This window comes from Kaistella sp., from assembly GCF_032060305.1.
In the GTDB taxonomy this organism is placed as follows: Bacteria; Bacteroidota; Bacteroidia; order Flavobacteriales; family Weeksellaceae; genus Kaistella; species Kaistella yananensis.
Genome location: NZ_DAMBHK010000062.1, coordinates 1 through 13,208, shown reverse-complemented (window position 1 = coordinate 13,208; position 13,208 = coordinate 1). Strand labels below are relative to the sequence as shown.

Genomic DNA, 13,208 nt, shown 5'->3' with positions numbered 1-13,208 from the left:
AACCAAGTTGGTAACCAAATTTATCGATTTTGCTTTTAAACTGTGCGTAAGCCGCATTGATGGTTTCGCTGTATACCGTGTTTCCGCTGTAAGCGTCTACTGTTCCATAATTCAGAGATGTATCAGTCTCGCGGTTCAGGAAATCGTAATCGTTTTTATTGCTGTCGATTCGGTACCCGGCTTCTAATTTTGAAGCTTCACCGATTGGTAATTCGTAATCAATCTTACCGATCACCGATTTATTTACTGTATTGTTGGCTCCGGTAGATCCGTACTTAAAAAGAGTGTTGTCGAACTCACGGGAATCTTCGCTGGATTTATTGTCGCTTTTCTGTAAACTTAAAGAGAGATAAAGGTTATGTCCGTTCGTATTAAATTTGTGATCCAAACCCAAATCACCCTGAAGTGAAAGGTTTTTGCTGTTGCCTAACGCCAGAGTCTGGGAATAAGAATCAACAACTCTGGCAGCATTATATGCATAATTATCGACCGTATTGTTATTTTCACTTTCGAAAGTACGCACCATTCCTGAAAGGTTAAATGCTGTTTTTTCTGAAAGATCTACCGTGAAGCCTGCGTTGGCATTATAATTTTTGTTTTCGCTGGCGTTAAGCGAGTTCTGCTCGAAGTATGAGGTTGTTGCTCCGGTTGCAGGATCAAAGAATCTGGTATCGCTGTCATTTTTTCCTTCGCTCTCACGGTAGCCGCCGCCGCCATTCAGGAACCAGGTCCAGTTTCCTTTTTTCCAGCTGAGGTTGGTGTTAAGGTTGGTGCTTGGTAAATAGCCGACACTTCCGGTTACACTTCCGTTGAAGCCCATTCCTTTTGTTTTCTTCAGGATAATATTCAGAATTCCTGCAGTTCCGCTGGCTTCAAATTTAGAAGAAGGATTGGTGATTACTTCAATTCTTTCAATCTGGTCTGCGGGGATGGACTGCAGAGCATTAGCGCCACTGTCGATTCCGAGTAATGCAGAAGGTTTTCCGTTGATCAGGAATCTCACATTTGAGTTTCCCCGCATCGATACGGTCCCGTCGGTTTCTACAGAAACCGACGGGACATTGGTTAAAACATCCTGCAGGTTACCACCTTTGCTGATGATGTCGGTAGACGGATCGTACACTTTTTTATCGAGTTCAACGCGATAGGGCTTTGTTGCAGCAGCCGTAATAGTCACCCCCTGAATATCCTGGGTTTTTGTATTGGTAACAGAACCTTCAGGCTCCACCGAAAAGTTACCCAGACTTCCCGGTTTTGATATTTGTCTGTTTAGTGTTGATTTTTTAAAGTCGATGGCTTCAACAATGATGTCGTAATTTCCGGGAACCAGTGCCAGCTGGTAGGTTCCTTTGTCATCAGTGAGCGTGGCGTCGCTGAAAAGTTTGTTTGCTTTGTTGCTGAAGCTTACCGAAGCATAAGGAACCGGCTGGTTCTGTTTGTCGACGATCTGTCCGCTTACGTTCATTTTTTCCTGTGCAAATGCGAAAGCCGCCGCAGAGAGCATAAAAGTTAAGCCTAATGTTTTCCTGGTTAAGTTTTGAGTAATTTCAGTTCTAATCATGTCAGTCGTTTTGTAATCGCTCCGCAACCTTACCGGGATGGCAGGTACAGACGATTAGATGGCAATTTTTTTAATGTAACAGTTAATTAGACGCTGTTTTCGCGGAAATGTTAAACCAGAAGATGTTAAATAATGTTAAACATTTATTTAATATTTTTGGAATTGAGCCATTCCTGGTAGTCCCGCGCATTTTTAGCATGCTCTGTATCGCTTGCAGTAAAGCGGTGAAAGCCGAATTTATCCGGATCAGCAGCCATGAAGATGTAATTATGCTGCGCAGGATTCAGAACTGCATCCACGGAGTTTTTATCAGTAATACAGATAGGTCCCGGCGGAATTCCCGCGTTGGCATACGTATTATAGGGAGAAGGGTGTTTCAGGTGCTTGTAAAAAACCCTTTTGATTGGCGTTGTAAAGTTGCTGTCTTTGTTAATAGCATAGATTACCGTAGGATCACTCTGCAGTTTCATACCCTTTCTGTAACGGTTCAGGTAGAGCCCTGCAATGGTTTTCTGCTCATCAGGTTTGCCGCCGGATTCTTTGTACACGATGGAAGCCAGTGCGTAAATCTGGTCACGGGTTAAGCCGCTTTGTGCTTCGTTGGCTTTTCTTTCCGCAGTCCAGAAGTCGTTATACTGGTCTTCGAATTTCTTGAAAAACTGTTCCGGTGTTACCGTCCAGAAGAAATTATAGGTGTCGATAAAGAAGTATTTCTTCAGGTCTTCGGCATTGCTGTAGCCTTTTTTAACCGCAATGGTGTTCAGATCTTTAACAAATCTCAGAGAATCCAGTTCGGTTTTCTTAGTAACGCGTCCCACCATTTGGTACACATCACCAAAATCACCAATCCTGTACGTATTTTCAGTTTGGTTGCCGGCTTTAATCATGTTCACGAGATCGGTGTTGCTCGTTCCTGATTTAATGCGGTAACGACCCGCATTGAAGTGTTTGCCCAAGTTTTTGTCTTTGGCTACCGCTTCAAAACTTTCTTTGTTTTTAATATAAGGAGCAATGGAATCCAGAATAGAATTCATACTGGCCGAATGCGGAATCAGGATGTAGCCTTCTTTTTCCACATTGTTTCCGAAAAACTTCTGGTAATACCGGAACCCGAAAAATCCACCGATTAAAAGAATGGCCAGTGCGATAACGGCAACAGCCGAATTTCCTTTTTTCATATGCTTCTTACTGTTTTTTTTATTCTGATTGTTGTTCTGATCAGAGATCTATTTTTCCTCTGAAAACCTGTTTTGCCGGACCTTCGAGCCATACCTCCGTAAATGAACCACCGTGCTGTTCAGCATATACTTTAAGGTTTCCGCCAAGAACTTTTACGTTCACCATGTTTTCGTCTCTGTCTTTCAGGTAAACGAGTGCCGCAGCTGTAGCGCCGGTTCCGCAGCTGAACGTTTCGTCTTCAACTCCGCGTTCGTAGGTTCTCACAAAGATTTCGTGGTCATCCGTTTCTTCCACAAAGTTTACGTTAATTCCTTCATTTCTGTAAGTCGCCGAATTGCGGATTTTGTTACCCTCATCGTAGACTTTAAAATTGGCCACATCTTCCACATACTTTACGTAATGGGGCGAACCGGTATTCAGCACACTGTCTTCGCCATCTTTACTAATCCCGGCAACATCAATCATTTTGAGTTTTACGATGCCGTTGTGGATTTCGGCTTCGTGTAGCCCGTCCACCGCTTCAAACGTAGCAGTGTTCTCAAATATATCCAGAAAATGAGCGAAGGCTACGATGCATCTTCCGCCGTTTCCGCACATGGTGCTTTCGTTACCGTCGGAATTATAATACACCATTCTGAAGTGTGAATTTTCATCATCTTCCAGCAGAATCAGCCCATCGCCACCAATTCCGAACCGGCGGTCGCAAAGTCTTTCAATCAATTCTTTTTCTTTCGGGAACTCCAGATCGCGGTTATCGATCATCACGAAATCGTTGCCTGTTCCCTGGTATTTATAAAATTCTATGGTTTTCTGCATAATAAACCGAAATGGTTATAAAATATGGCAGCAAAGATACTTAAAACCGGTAATTTCATTTTAAGTTGCTGCGTTAAAGTTTTTACAAAATACGGGTTCGTCTTTAAGGGTTCGGAGCCCTGTTTTTTTTCCATTCCAGATACCCGATCACCGCCATCACCGTAAAAACCAGATACTGAACAGAGGTAATGCCGAGCCCTTTGTAAAGCATCATGGGTACACAGATGAGGTCGCCGATGATCCAGAAAATCCAGTTTTCGGTCTTTCTTTTCGCCATGAGCCACATCCCGACAAGGAAAATAGCAGTAGTGAAGATGTCGAGCCAGTTGGCCCAGTCGAGGTGATACAGTCCGAAGTTTACATTTTCTGTAGAAAACTGATTGTCGATTAATGGTTTGTAATAATACACCACCATAACAAAAACCAGACTTAGGGCAAATAAAACCGATGCTACCAGCCAGTCTTTTTTGGTGGCTGCAGAAACTTCTACATGTACATGGTCTTCAGCGTTTTTTGCCCACAAAATCCAGCCGTAAATACTCATGACCGTGTAGTAGAAATTAATCATCATGTCGCCCAGTAGCCCGAATTTGAAGAGGATATAAACGTAAAGTGCCGTAGAAACAATCCCGGTAGGATACACCCAGATGTTCTTTTTAATCGAGAAATACACGCTCAGCAGGCCGAAGACCGTCGCAGTAATTTCCAGAATAATCTGATAGGTTTCGTAGGATTCGTAAGGCTTCAGGAAGAGATCGTAGAAATTCATGACTCAAAGATAATTTTTTTGCCTGACTATCGTGCGCGGTCGGACAGCATTTTCCAGATAAGAATTCAGCAAAGAAAAACCCCGATAATACCGGGGTTCTGTCATTTTTACCTTTTCTGTTTTATGATCTGACTACAATCTTCGGAGTCATTGTAATTTTTGAATTTACTGAATTCGAGATTAGGCAGTTGGCTTCAGCTTTCTGAAGAACACGTTCTGCTTTTTCACGGTCTTCTTCGTTCAGAATCACTACGGTAGGTTCCAGCATTACTTCCGTCATCAGAAACTTACCCTCAACCCGGTCGAGCTTGCCGCCCGATTTGCAGGCAAACTCTTTGAACTGGAGTTTAGAATTTTCCGCGATCGCCAGAAAAGTTGTCATCAGGCAGCTTGCCACGGCGGCGGTAAAAAGATGCTCCGGCGACCAAATTCCCTCCACACCGTTCGGGAACTGAGGTGGGGTAGCCACTTCTACTGCGGTGTTAAGTTCGGGAGAAGTCATTTCGCCGGTGCGCCCGCTTTTCCAGTTAATGTCTACGTTATAAAAATGTGCATCCATGATATTAAATTTTATTGTTTAAACTCATCCAGCCGCCACCGTTGTACACCTGGGTATAGCCGGCATTTTTCAGAATCGTCAGGGCCGAAGAACTTCTCATTCCCGACGCGCAGCATGTAATGATCGGTTTGTTTTTATCTTTAAGTCTTGCCAGGTTTGAGGCCAGCTGGTCTACGGGAATATTGATGGAGTTTTTCACATGTCCGCCGGCATATTCGCCTTTGCTTCTTACATCTACTACGGTGGCGCCCTGTTTTACCAGTGCAGCGAAATCGGTGGTTTCCATCCCGAACAAATTTTTAATTGAATCAAACATATTTCTGTATTTTTACTGTTATTTAATGTTGCAAAGGTAGGGCAAGCCTGCACGGTGTTCGGTAACAGAAGTTACATTGCATAATGTGATCTGCTTCGGAATAAAAATGAAAAGGCGAATTATCTTTTTCCTTTCAAAATCAGTGAATAAGCCAATAAAAGCCATTAAAACTCAAATAAAATCACCAGAAAATAATTATATCTCAAAATATTTTATATTTTTGGAAATCTTTAAAAAAATTAAAAACGTATGGCAAATATTTGGATTAAGAAACCCATGGAAGCGTATGAAGCAGATATCAAAAAAAGCGAGCTGAAACGTGTATTGGGGAAATGGAGTTTGACAGCAATTGGTATCGGTGCCATCATTGGCGGCGGTATTTTTGTTTTAACAGGTACCGGAGCGTATTATCATGCAGGCCCGGCTCTTGCGCTTTCTTTTGTTATTGCAGGCATTGCGTGTGTGTTTGCTGCTTTGTGTTATGCAGAATTTGCCTCCATATTACCGGTGGAAGGATCGGCTTATGCTTATGCCTACGGAACAGTAGGCGAGGTGTTCGCCTGGATTATCGGGTGGGGGCTCATCCTGGAATATGCCATGGGATCCATGACGGTCGCCGTATCCTGGTCGGGTTACTTTACCAAATTCCTGCACATGTTTGGGATCCATTTGCCAACCTGGCTTACGACCGATCCGCAAACCTTTGCGGCAGCGGGCGGAACAGGCTTTTCCATGAACCTGCCGGCACTGCTGATCGTGCTTTTCGTGATTTCTATTCTCGTAAGAGGAACCAAAGGCGCTGCGAAAGCCAATAACTTTATTGTAATCCTTAAAGTGTCGGCCATTATTTTCGTAATTATCGCCGGTTTGTTCTTTATCAATGTGGACAACTGGACGCCTTTTATTCCTGAGCCTACTGTAATTACAGAGAACGGAGTTTCACACGAGGCCTACGGATATGCCGGAATTGTGGCCGGAGCTTCTGCTATTTTCTTTGCGTATGTAGGTTTCGACGCCGTTTCGACGCAGGCCGGTGAAGCCATTAATCCTAAGAAAGATGTACCGTTTGCGATTATTACCTCTTTGGTGATCTGTACCATTCTTTATATTTTGGTATCTCTGGTACTTACCGGGATGATGCATTACACCGATTTCAATCCGCTGGGGAAATATCCTGATGCGATTAAGGCGCCTGTGGCGTATGCTTTCGATATTGCAGGGCAGGCGTGGGCAGGGTATATTATTACCATTGCTGCGACGGTAGGATTAATTTCTGTATTAATGGTGATGATTATGGGGCAGTCAAGAATTTTCCTTGGCATGTCGAAGGACGGTTTAATTCCTAAAACCTTCTCTAAAGTAAATGCTGCGAGCGGGGTACCGAGAAAAAACCTGATGATTCTGGGCGCTGTAATTTCTGTGGTTGCGGCTTTTACCCCGATCAATGACCTGGCGCACATGACCAGTTTCGGAACTTTGTTCGCGTTCACCATGGTGTGTGTAGCGGTTTGGATGCTGCGGGTGAAGCAGCCTAATCTGCCAAGAAGTTTCCGTGTGCCGTTTTTACCGGTGATCGCTACATTGGGAATCCTCATCAATGTTTACCTGATCATTAACCTGAGTATTGAAGCCCAGACGTACTCGTTCATCTGGCTGCTTATCGGTATTGTGATTTATTTCCTTTACAGTAAAAAACATTCGAACCTTCAGAACGGCGGTTTTGGTGAGACTTTCAAAGCCGAGCAGGAGCCTCTGGAAAAAGTAGATATCGACATCGATAATAAAGATTAAATAATTTCCAAAGTCCGCATCACTGCGGACTTTTTTTTAACATGCCTATGAAAAAATCAGCGTTAATCATCCTGTGTCTGTTCAGCCAAACCGTCTTTTCACAAAAGCTGGAAATAGAAGTTCTTCTGAAGGATATAATCTCCATCCGCGCCCTGCAGCTGTATGATGGTAAAGTGTGGTACTCCGGTACCGATTCCAAATTCGGATACGTGAGTCTGAGGGATACAGCGGATAAAAAGCAGCTGAAACTTTCTGAAAAGAAATTACAGTTCAGAACGCTGGGGCAGGATCAAAATGCTTTTTACGCTATTAATATTGAAAGTCCGGCTTATTTTTTTAAGATTGACAAAAAGTCTTTAAACTCAAAAATCGTTTTTACAGATACTGCGAAAACCGCTTTTTATGACGCACTGCATTTTAGCAACGACGGATTTGGATTTGCTTTAAGTGACCCAAACGGAAAAGAAGCAGCAACTTCTTCCTTAAAAACCGGCAGTAAACTCTGGCAAAAATGTCCTGCGAGCTGTTTGCCGGAATTTAAAACTGGTGAAGCTGCATTTGCAGCCAGTAATACCAATATTGCTTCATCAAAAAAACAGATGTGGTTTGCAACCGGCGGGCTGTCTACGAGAATTTTCAGGCAAAATATTAAATCTTGCGGCTGGGAAGTTTTCGATACCCCTTTCATCCAGGGCACTTCTTCGCAGGGCATTTATTCCATTGATTTTTATGATGATAAATTCGGTATCGCAGTGGGTGGCGATTACACCAAACAGGCCCAAAACATCAACAACATCGCAACGACCCACGACGGCGGCGAAACCTGGCAGATTCAGGCTTCAGGGAAAAATGCCGGGTATAAAACCTGTGTAAAAATCCGGCCGAAAACTAAAGGAAAAGACATCATTGCCGTTGGGGACCAGAATATTGAATTCTCCAGTGATTACGGGAAAACCTGGACGAAGATTTCCGATGAAAAAGGCTTGTATGTGTGCGAATGGCTCAACAAAAGCACCTTGATTTTTGCGGGCAAAGACAGAATTGTGAAAATGACCCTGCGCTGACCAGACTTTTCAATCAATAAAAACTTAATTTTCAAGCGTGCTGAGCAGAGAATGCATCCGCATGTAGACCATATGTTACTCACCCTGCATGCCCGCCCACAGATACGCTGCAGATAACAATTTGGAATAATAAAGACTGCAGGTTATAACCAGACTTTTGTCCTTCTTAAAAAGCCGACAATGAATTGAAAAATCATCGAATCAAAATAAAAATAAAAAACGCTGAAATAGATTTCTTTTGAACGAAAGATTCGAAAGATTTTTTTAGCATTATGGATTTATCGATAAAAAATTTAAAAATACTGAAGAGACCTTTAGAATGGTCTCTTTTTTGTAAGTCGGTTGTAGCCTTTTTTAACTGATATTACAAAGTTGTGCAAGGAGTTAAGATCCCAAAAATTAAGTTCGTTATTTTTTGCACTATTTGAAATCACCTACAATGCTAACAGCTGTTTTTCGATGGAAATTTATTCTTATCTCAAAAATAATGACATCAAATTCTTCAATTTAGTACTCCGCAAAGCCTTATTGGGTCTTTTTAAAATCATTAATTAGGTCATCAAACATTTTAAATTAATCAAAAAAAAAATAATGAACAGATTCAAATTTTTAACCGTAGCAGCACTAACCACCATTTTTGTTTCTTGCAGCGACAGTAAATCAACCGTTGAAACCGCAAATAAAGAGCAGACAAAAACAGAGGCACAACAGAATAATGATTTTTCTTCAGGAATCTACACGGCAACATTGCCTTGCGCAGATTGTATGGGAATCGAAACCTATATTACCTTTCAAAAAGACAACAAAGCGGTTAAAAGTACATCGTATTTAGACAGCGACGGTACTTCTGAAAACGAGTATGGTACCTGGACAAAGAATGATGACATTATTGAAGTATCCCTCCCAAATTCGCCCAAAGAATATTATCTGGTAAAACCCAACAAAACCTTGGTTAGATTGGATGCTGATAAAAAAGAAGTACACGGAGAATTAGCCAAAGATTATATTTTTAAAGAAGTAAAAGCATATACGCCGGCTCAGTTAAACGGTACGTATAATACCAACGCCAATGGAAAAGGATACAACCAAATTCTGGAATTGAAATCTGAAAATGACAGTATTTATTCAGTGAAAATTTCATTTACCGGCGCAACGAAAGGATGTACGTTTGAGGGCAAAGGAAAGTTAGTGAATAATCAGGTTGATGTTGATTTAAAAACCATCAATAAAGATTTAAAAGGGACGATGACGATTTTATTTAAGGATAAAACAGCTGAAGTATTTACTTCGAAATTTGACGATAGATTGGCACTAAATTACTTTTGTGGCGGCGGTGCAAGTTTAGCCGGAGATTATTATAAAAAATAATACTAAAGCTACCGAAGGAATCTTCTGAACCACTTTCTGCTGAACAAATTGTAGGTGGCCAGAACAAATGATGCTGATTTGCGATGATCCACATTAACGTTATTTAACATCTTTTGTATTTTTAGTTTGATAAGGAAGACTTATTTTTGTTATAAAGAGTTGAAGAACGCTCTTAATAACATTAAAATTTTAAATTATGGAAAAGTTTGCAATATTAGCTAGAGTAGAAGCAAAACCGGGTAAAGAAAATGACGTATTGGAATTCCTAAAGTCTGCCTTACCGCTTGCCGAAGGTGAGCCAGGAACCGTAAGATGGTATGCTTTACAAATCGGCCCTTCTACTTTTGGTATATTCGATACGTTCGGAACTACAGATGCAAGAGATGCTCACCTGAATGGTGAGATTGCAAAGGCTTTAATGGCCAATGCTTCTGAATTACTTGCTAAAGAACCTGTACTTGAAATGGTAGATCTACTAGCAGTAAAGTAAGCAATCGAACACAAATTTTTAATACAGTTAAATGGAGCTAGAAATTTTACCTGGCTCCATTTTTTTATCATTTTGTGACATGTTGAACCTTTGCTATGTATACAAGATTTATCTTGATTATTCAAAGAAAATTTCAATTGAGCACAAAAAAAAAGAGACTGAAAACAGTCTCTTTTGTATTCTTAACTATTATAGTTTTTTAAGTTCATCTAAAACAGCTTCGCCAACTGCATGAGCAGATTGAGGATTTTGTCCTGTTACCACTCTTTCGTCTACGGTAACGTGAGTTTGCCATAAACCAGATTTTTCAAACTTGGCTCCGCGTTCTATTAATTTAGATTCTAATCTAAATGGAACCACTTCATCTAATTTCACAGCAGCTTCTTCTTCGTTGGTGAAAGCATTGATTTTTTTGCCATCTACCAAGTATTTTCCATTGCTGAGTTTAATGTTCACCAATCCGGCAGGACCGTGACAAACCGCACTTACGATTCCATTTTTTTCGTAGATTTTTTGTGCGATTACTGCCAATTCTTCATTATCTGCAAAATCCCACATCGTACCGTGACCTCCAGCATAAAGAATCCCCACATATTCATCAGGATTTACTTCTGAAGGCGTCATGGTGTTCTGAATTTTATTTTGATAATATTCATCTGCCAAAAATCTTTCATTAACCTTATCATCTGGAGTATTTCCATAATATGGCGGGTTTCCACCTTTTGGACTCACGAAATCTATTTCGTAACCAGCATCTACTAATACAGCCCAAGGATGGGTAACTTCACCTAAATAATAACCGGTAGATTCACCAGTGTTTCCTAATTCGCCGTGGCTCGTAACCACGAATAATACTTTTTTGCTCATTTTGTTAGATTTAATTGTTTGTGCATTGATCATATGAATCCCTAAAAAAAGAATACAACCCGTTAAGAAAATAATCTTGAATAAAAACTTGTTGTGATTCATTTTACTATTGATTTTTAATGATTTGATAGTGCAAAGGTAAATGCAGCTCCCCACAAACAACAGGACCTACCTCACAACTTTTTTGTGACCTACATCACATTACACCGAAAGCCGACTCAAGGTTTCTCTGGAAACACCTAAATATGAAGCGATTAATGTTTTGGGCAATCGTTGTAAAAGTGTGGGATATTGAGAAATAAATTGTTCGTAGCGTTCTTTGGCATTGCTATTCAGCAGAGACAAAATTCTTCTTTGGAGTGCGATATAACCATTATTAGACCTTTTCCTGAAAAAATGTTCTATTTTATGAATATCTGCACAGAGTTTTTCTCGGTTATAGAGGGACAAAGTAAGCACTTCGGTAGACTCTAATGCATCAATGGTAAAAGTAGCTTCCGTTTGATTAAAATACGCTTGATAATCGGTAATCCACCAATCTTCCATTGCAAATTGCATGATGTGCTCTTTCCCTTCTTTATTCAGGTATGATGCTTTTAACAAACCATTCATCACAAAATAATCATTTTGTACGGTATCTCCTTCTTGAATTAAAATCTGATGCTTTTTAAATTTTTTCAAGGTAAAATGAGACAGGATGTACTCGAACTCCTGGTCAGTTAATGGCGTAATTTTCTCAATTTGACGTCTTAAAATCTCACTCATATTTTTCTCTTTCTAAACTGCAAACAAAAAGAACTGTTGACTCCAAATGTAAACTATTAAAACCAAAAAAATCCATCGCTCCTGATGGATTTTTTTAAATATGGTAGATGGAATTCTTATGGATTGGTGGAGAAAACTAAAGCTCTAGAATGATATCAATTCCTATAACTAATGAATTACCAATCAACGATTTAATCATAAAAATCAAACGATGAGGTAAAGCCCATCGAATGGAAAATCCTAGGGCTTGTTCGTTTTCATGATAGGTAATTTTTCAGTTGACATTAATCAGTGAAACAAAGGAAATAAATTTCCTATTTTTGCAGAATGAATACTTCACTCATCAACAAATATAATATTCCCGGCCCACGATACACTTCCTATCCAACCGTTCCTTTCTGGGACGAAACGTCCTTTACACCGGAGTTGTGGAAGCAGTCGGTCATCAGATCTTTCAATGAAAGCAACGATGCTGAAGGGATTTCCATCTATATTCACCTTCCGTTCTGCGAGCAGCTGTGTACATTCTGTGCCTGCCACAAGCGGATTACGAAACAGCATTCCGTAGAAACACCTTATCTGGAGAGCGTCTTGAAAGAATGGGATCTGTACCTGAATCTCTTCGGCAGAAAACCAAAAATCAAGGAACTTCACCTTGGTGGCGGAACCCCGACTTTCTTCTCGCCTGCAAATCTTAGAACTTTGCTCGAAGGTATTTTTGCGAAAGCAGACATCGCAGAGAATCCCGAGTTTTCTTTTGAAGGTCACCCGAACAATACGACGCGCGAGCATTTACAGACTTTATATGATTTAGGCTTCAGAAGATGCAGTTTCGGCGTGCAGGACTATGATCCACAGGTTCAGAAAGCCATCAACAGGGTTCAGCCTTTCGAAAATGTGGAGAAAGTGACAAACTGGGCAAGAGAAATCGGTTATCAGAGTATTTCACACGATCTTGTTTTCGGTCTGCCGTTCCACACCTGGGAAAAGCAGGAATATACCATCCGCAAAACCCTGGAGTTGAAACCCGACCGTCTGGCATTTTATTCTTACGCGCATGTGCCGTGGATTAAAGGCGTAGGCCAGAGAGGTTTTGATGAAAACGACCTGCCAAGCGGTGAAGAAAAGCGTAAACTCTACGAAAACGGAAAAAAACTGCTCGAAGAACTGGGCTATATTGAAGTAGGGATGGATCATTTCGCATTGGAGCATGACGACCTCTATCAATCCATGATATCTGGAGATATTCACCGAAATTTCATGGGCTATTCATCCAGCAAAACCCAATTGATGGTGGGATTGGGAATGAGCGCCATTTCGGATTCCTGGTATGCATTTGCACAAAACGAAAAAACCGTCGAAGAATATCAAAAAAGGGTAGAGGAAGGAATGATTCCTGTGTTTAGAGGTCACATTTTAAATCAGGAAGATCTTTTGGTGCGTCAACATATTCTGAATTTAATGTGTCGCCTCGAAACTTCTTGGGATGAATCCACCGATTTTCCGGAGCTTCAAAATGCACTGGAATCTTTAAAGGAAATGGAAGCCGACGGTTTGGTGGAACTGCGCGATAGTTCCATAAAGATCACCGAGCAAGGACGGGCCTTTACCAGAAACGTTGCCATGACGTTCGATCTCAGAATGATGCGCAACAAACCGGAAA

Annotated in this window: 13 protein-coding genes; 5 read left to right on the top strand and 8 right to left on the bottom strand. The window is 41.0% G+C overall.

Annotated features, from left to right (window positions below; genetic code table 11):
• The 6 genes from V5N63_RS09090 to V5N63_RS09065 form a co-directional block, all read right to left on the bottom strand.
• On the bottom strand, nt 1-1,561 hold a 1,561-nt coding region (locus tag V5N63_RS09090), incomplete at its 3' end, for an outer membrane beta-barrel protein (protein WP_332033691.1).
• Nucleotides 1,562-1,704: 143 nt separating this feature from the next.
• Nucleotides 1,705-2,739: an endolytic transglycosylase MltG gene (gene mltG, locus V5N63_RS09085; protein WP_332033690.1), complete on the bottom strand. Its 1,035-nt coding sequence runs from the start codon at nt 2,737-2,739 to the stop codon at nt 1,705-1,707.
• Between the two features lie 40 nt (nt 2,740-2,779).
• Nucleotides 2,780-3,556, bottom strand: a complete 777-nt coding sequence (gene dapF / locus V5N63_RS09080) for a diaminopimelate epimerase (protein WP_332033689.1) — start codon at nt 3,554-3,556, stop codon at nt 2,780-2,782.
• A 103-nt stretch (nt 3,557-3,659) separates the two neighbouring features.
• A complete protein-coding gene (pnuC, locus tag V5N63_RS09075; RefSeq protein WP_332033688.1) occupies nt 3,660-4,325 on the bottom strand; it encodes a nicotinamide riboside transporter PnuC in 666 nt (221 codons plus the stop codon).
• 121 nt (nt 4,326-4,446) lie between these two features.
• Nucleotides 4,447-4,884 (bottom strand): OsmC family protein, encoded by a 438-nt coding sequence (locus V5N63_RS09070; RefSeq protein ID WP_332033687.1) that lies wholly within the window; start codon nt 4,882-4,884, stop codon nt 4,447-4,449.
• 4 nt (nt 4,885-4,888) lie between these two features.
• Nucleotides 4,889-5,200, bottom strand: a complete 312-nt coding sequence (locus V5N63_RS09065; RefSeq protein WP_332033686.1) for a rhodanese-like domain-containing protein — start codon at nt 5,198-5,200, stop codon at nt 4,889-4,891.
• 249 nt (nt 5,201-5,449) lie between these two features.
• Between V5N63_RS09065 and V5N63_RS09060 the strand changes: the two genes are divergently transcribed.
• The 4 genes from V5N63_RS09060 to V5N63_RS09045 all read left to right on the top strand — a co-directional run bounded on the left by V5N63_RS09060 (nt 5,450) and on the right by V5N63_RS09045 (nt 9,913).
• Nucleotides 5,450-6,991: an APC family permease gene (locus tag V5N63_RS09060; protein WP_332033685.1), complete on the top strand. Its 1,542-nt coding sequence runs from the start codon at nt 5,450-5,452 to the stop codon at nt 6,989-6,991.
• 47 nt (nt 6,992-7,038) lie between these two features.
• Nucleotides 7,039-8,055 (top strand): WD40/YVTN/BNR-like repeat-containing protein, encoded by a 1,017-nt coding sequence (locus V5N63_RS09055; RefSeq protein ID WP_332033684.1) that lies wholly within the window; start codon nt 7,039-7,041, stop codon nt 8,053-8,055.
• Between the two features lie 591 nt (nt 8,056-8,646).
• A complete protein-coding gene (locus V5N63_RS09050) occupies nt 8,647-9,423 on the top strand; it encodes a copper resistance protein NlpE (protein ID WP_332033683.1) in 777 nt (258 codons plus the stop codon).
• Between the two features lie 196 nt (nt 9,424-9,619).
• A complete protein-coding gene (locus V5N63_RS09045; protein ID WP_088468742.1) occupies nt 9,620-9,913 on the top strand; it encodes a putative quinol monooxygenase in 294 nt (97 codons plus the stop codon).
• Nucleotides 9,914-10,102: 189 nt separating this feature from the next.
• On the opposite strand, the gene V5N63_RS09040 is transcribed toward V5N63_RS09045, so the two are convergent.
• Both V5N63_RS09040 and V5N63_RS09035 read right to left on the bottom strand, forming a co-directional pair.
• Nucleotides 10,103-10,780, bottom strand: a complete 678-nt coding sequence (locus tag V5N63_RS09040; protein WP_332033682.1) for a type 1 glutamine amidotransferase domain-containing protein — start codon at nt 10,778-10,780, stop codon at nt 10,103-10,105.
• 201 nt (nt 10,781-10,981) lie between these two features.
• A complete protein-coding gene (locus V5N63_RS09035; RefSeq protein WP_332033681.1) occupies nt 10,982-11,545 on the bottom strand; it encodes a Crp/Fnr family transcriptional regulator in 564 nt (187 codons plus the stop codon).
• A gap of 327 nt (nt 11,546-11,872) precedes the next feature.
• Here V5N63_RS09035 and hemN point away from each other — a divergent pair.
• Nucleotides 11,873-13,208: oxygen-independent coproporphyrinogen III oxidase (gene hemN, locus V5N63_RS09030; RefSeq protein ID WP_332033680.1), on the top strand; the 1,336-nt coding region annotated here is incomplete at its 3' end.

Bases quoted from the DNA above. Each gene is read 5' to 3' on its own strand.
- V5N63_RS09040 (WP_332033682.1), bottom strand. From the start codon at position 10,780: ATGAGCAAAAAAGTATTATTCGTGGTTACGAGCCACGGCGAATTAGGA.
- mltG (WP_332033690.1), bottom strand. From the start codon at position 2,739: ATGAAAAAAGGAAATTCGGCTGTTGCCGTTATCGCACTGGCCATTCTT.
- dapF (WP_332033689.1), bottom strand. From the start codon at position 3,556: ATGCAGAAAACCATAGAATTTTATAAATACCAGGGAACAGGCAACGAT.
- V5N63_RS09060 (WP_332033685.1), top strand. From the start codon at position 5,450: ATGGCAAATATTTGGATTAAGAAACCCATGGAAGCGTATGAAGCAGAT.
- V5N63_RS09065 (WP_332033686.1), bottom strand. From the start codon at position 5,200: ATGTTTGATTCAATTAAAAATTTGTTCGGGATGGAAACCACCGATTTC.
- V5N63_RS09070 (WP_332033687.1), bottom strand. From the start codon at position 4,884: ATGGATGCACATTTTTATAACGTAGACATTAACTGGAAAAGCGGGCGC.
- pnuC (WP_332033688.1), bottom strand. From the start codon at position 4,325: ATGAATTTCTACGATCTCTTCCTGAAGCCTTACGAATCCTACGAAACC.
- V5N63_RS09045 (WP_088468742.1), top strand. From the start codon at position 9,620: ATGGAAAAGTTTGCAATATTAGCTAGAGTAGAAGCAAAACCGGGTAAA.
- V5N63_RS09055 (WP_332033684.1), top strand. From the start codon at position 7,039: ATGAAAAAATCAGCGTTAATCATCCTGTGTCTGTTCAGCCAAACCGTC.
- V5N63_RS09050 (WP_332033683.1), top strand. From the start codon at position 8,647: ATGAACAGATTCAAATTTTTAACCGTAGCAGCACTAACCACCATTTTT.
- V5N63_RS09035 (WP_332033681.1), bottom strand. From the start codon at position 11,545: ATGAGTGAGATTTTAAGACGTCAAATTGAGAAAATTACGCCATTAACT.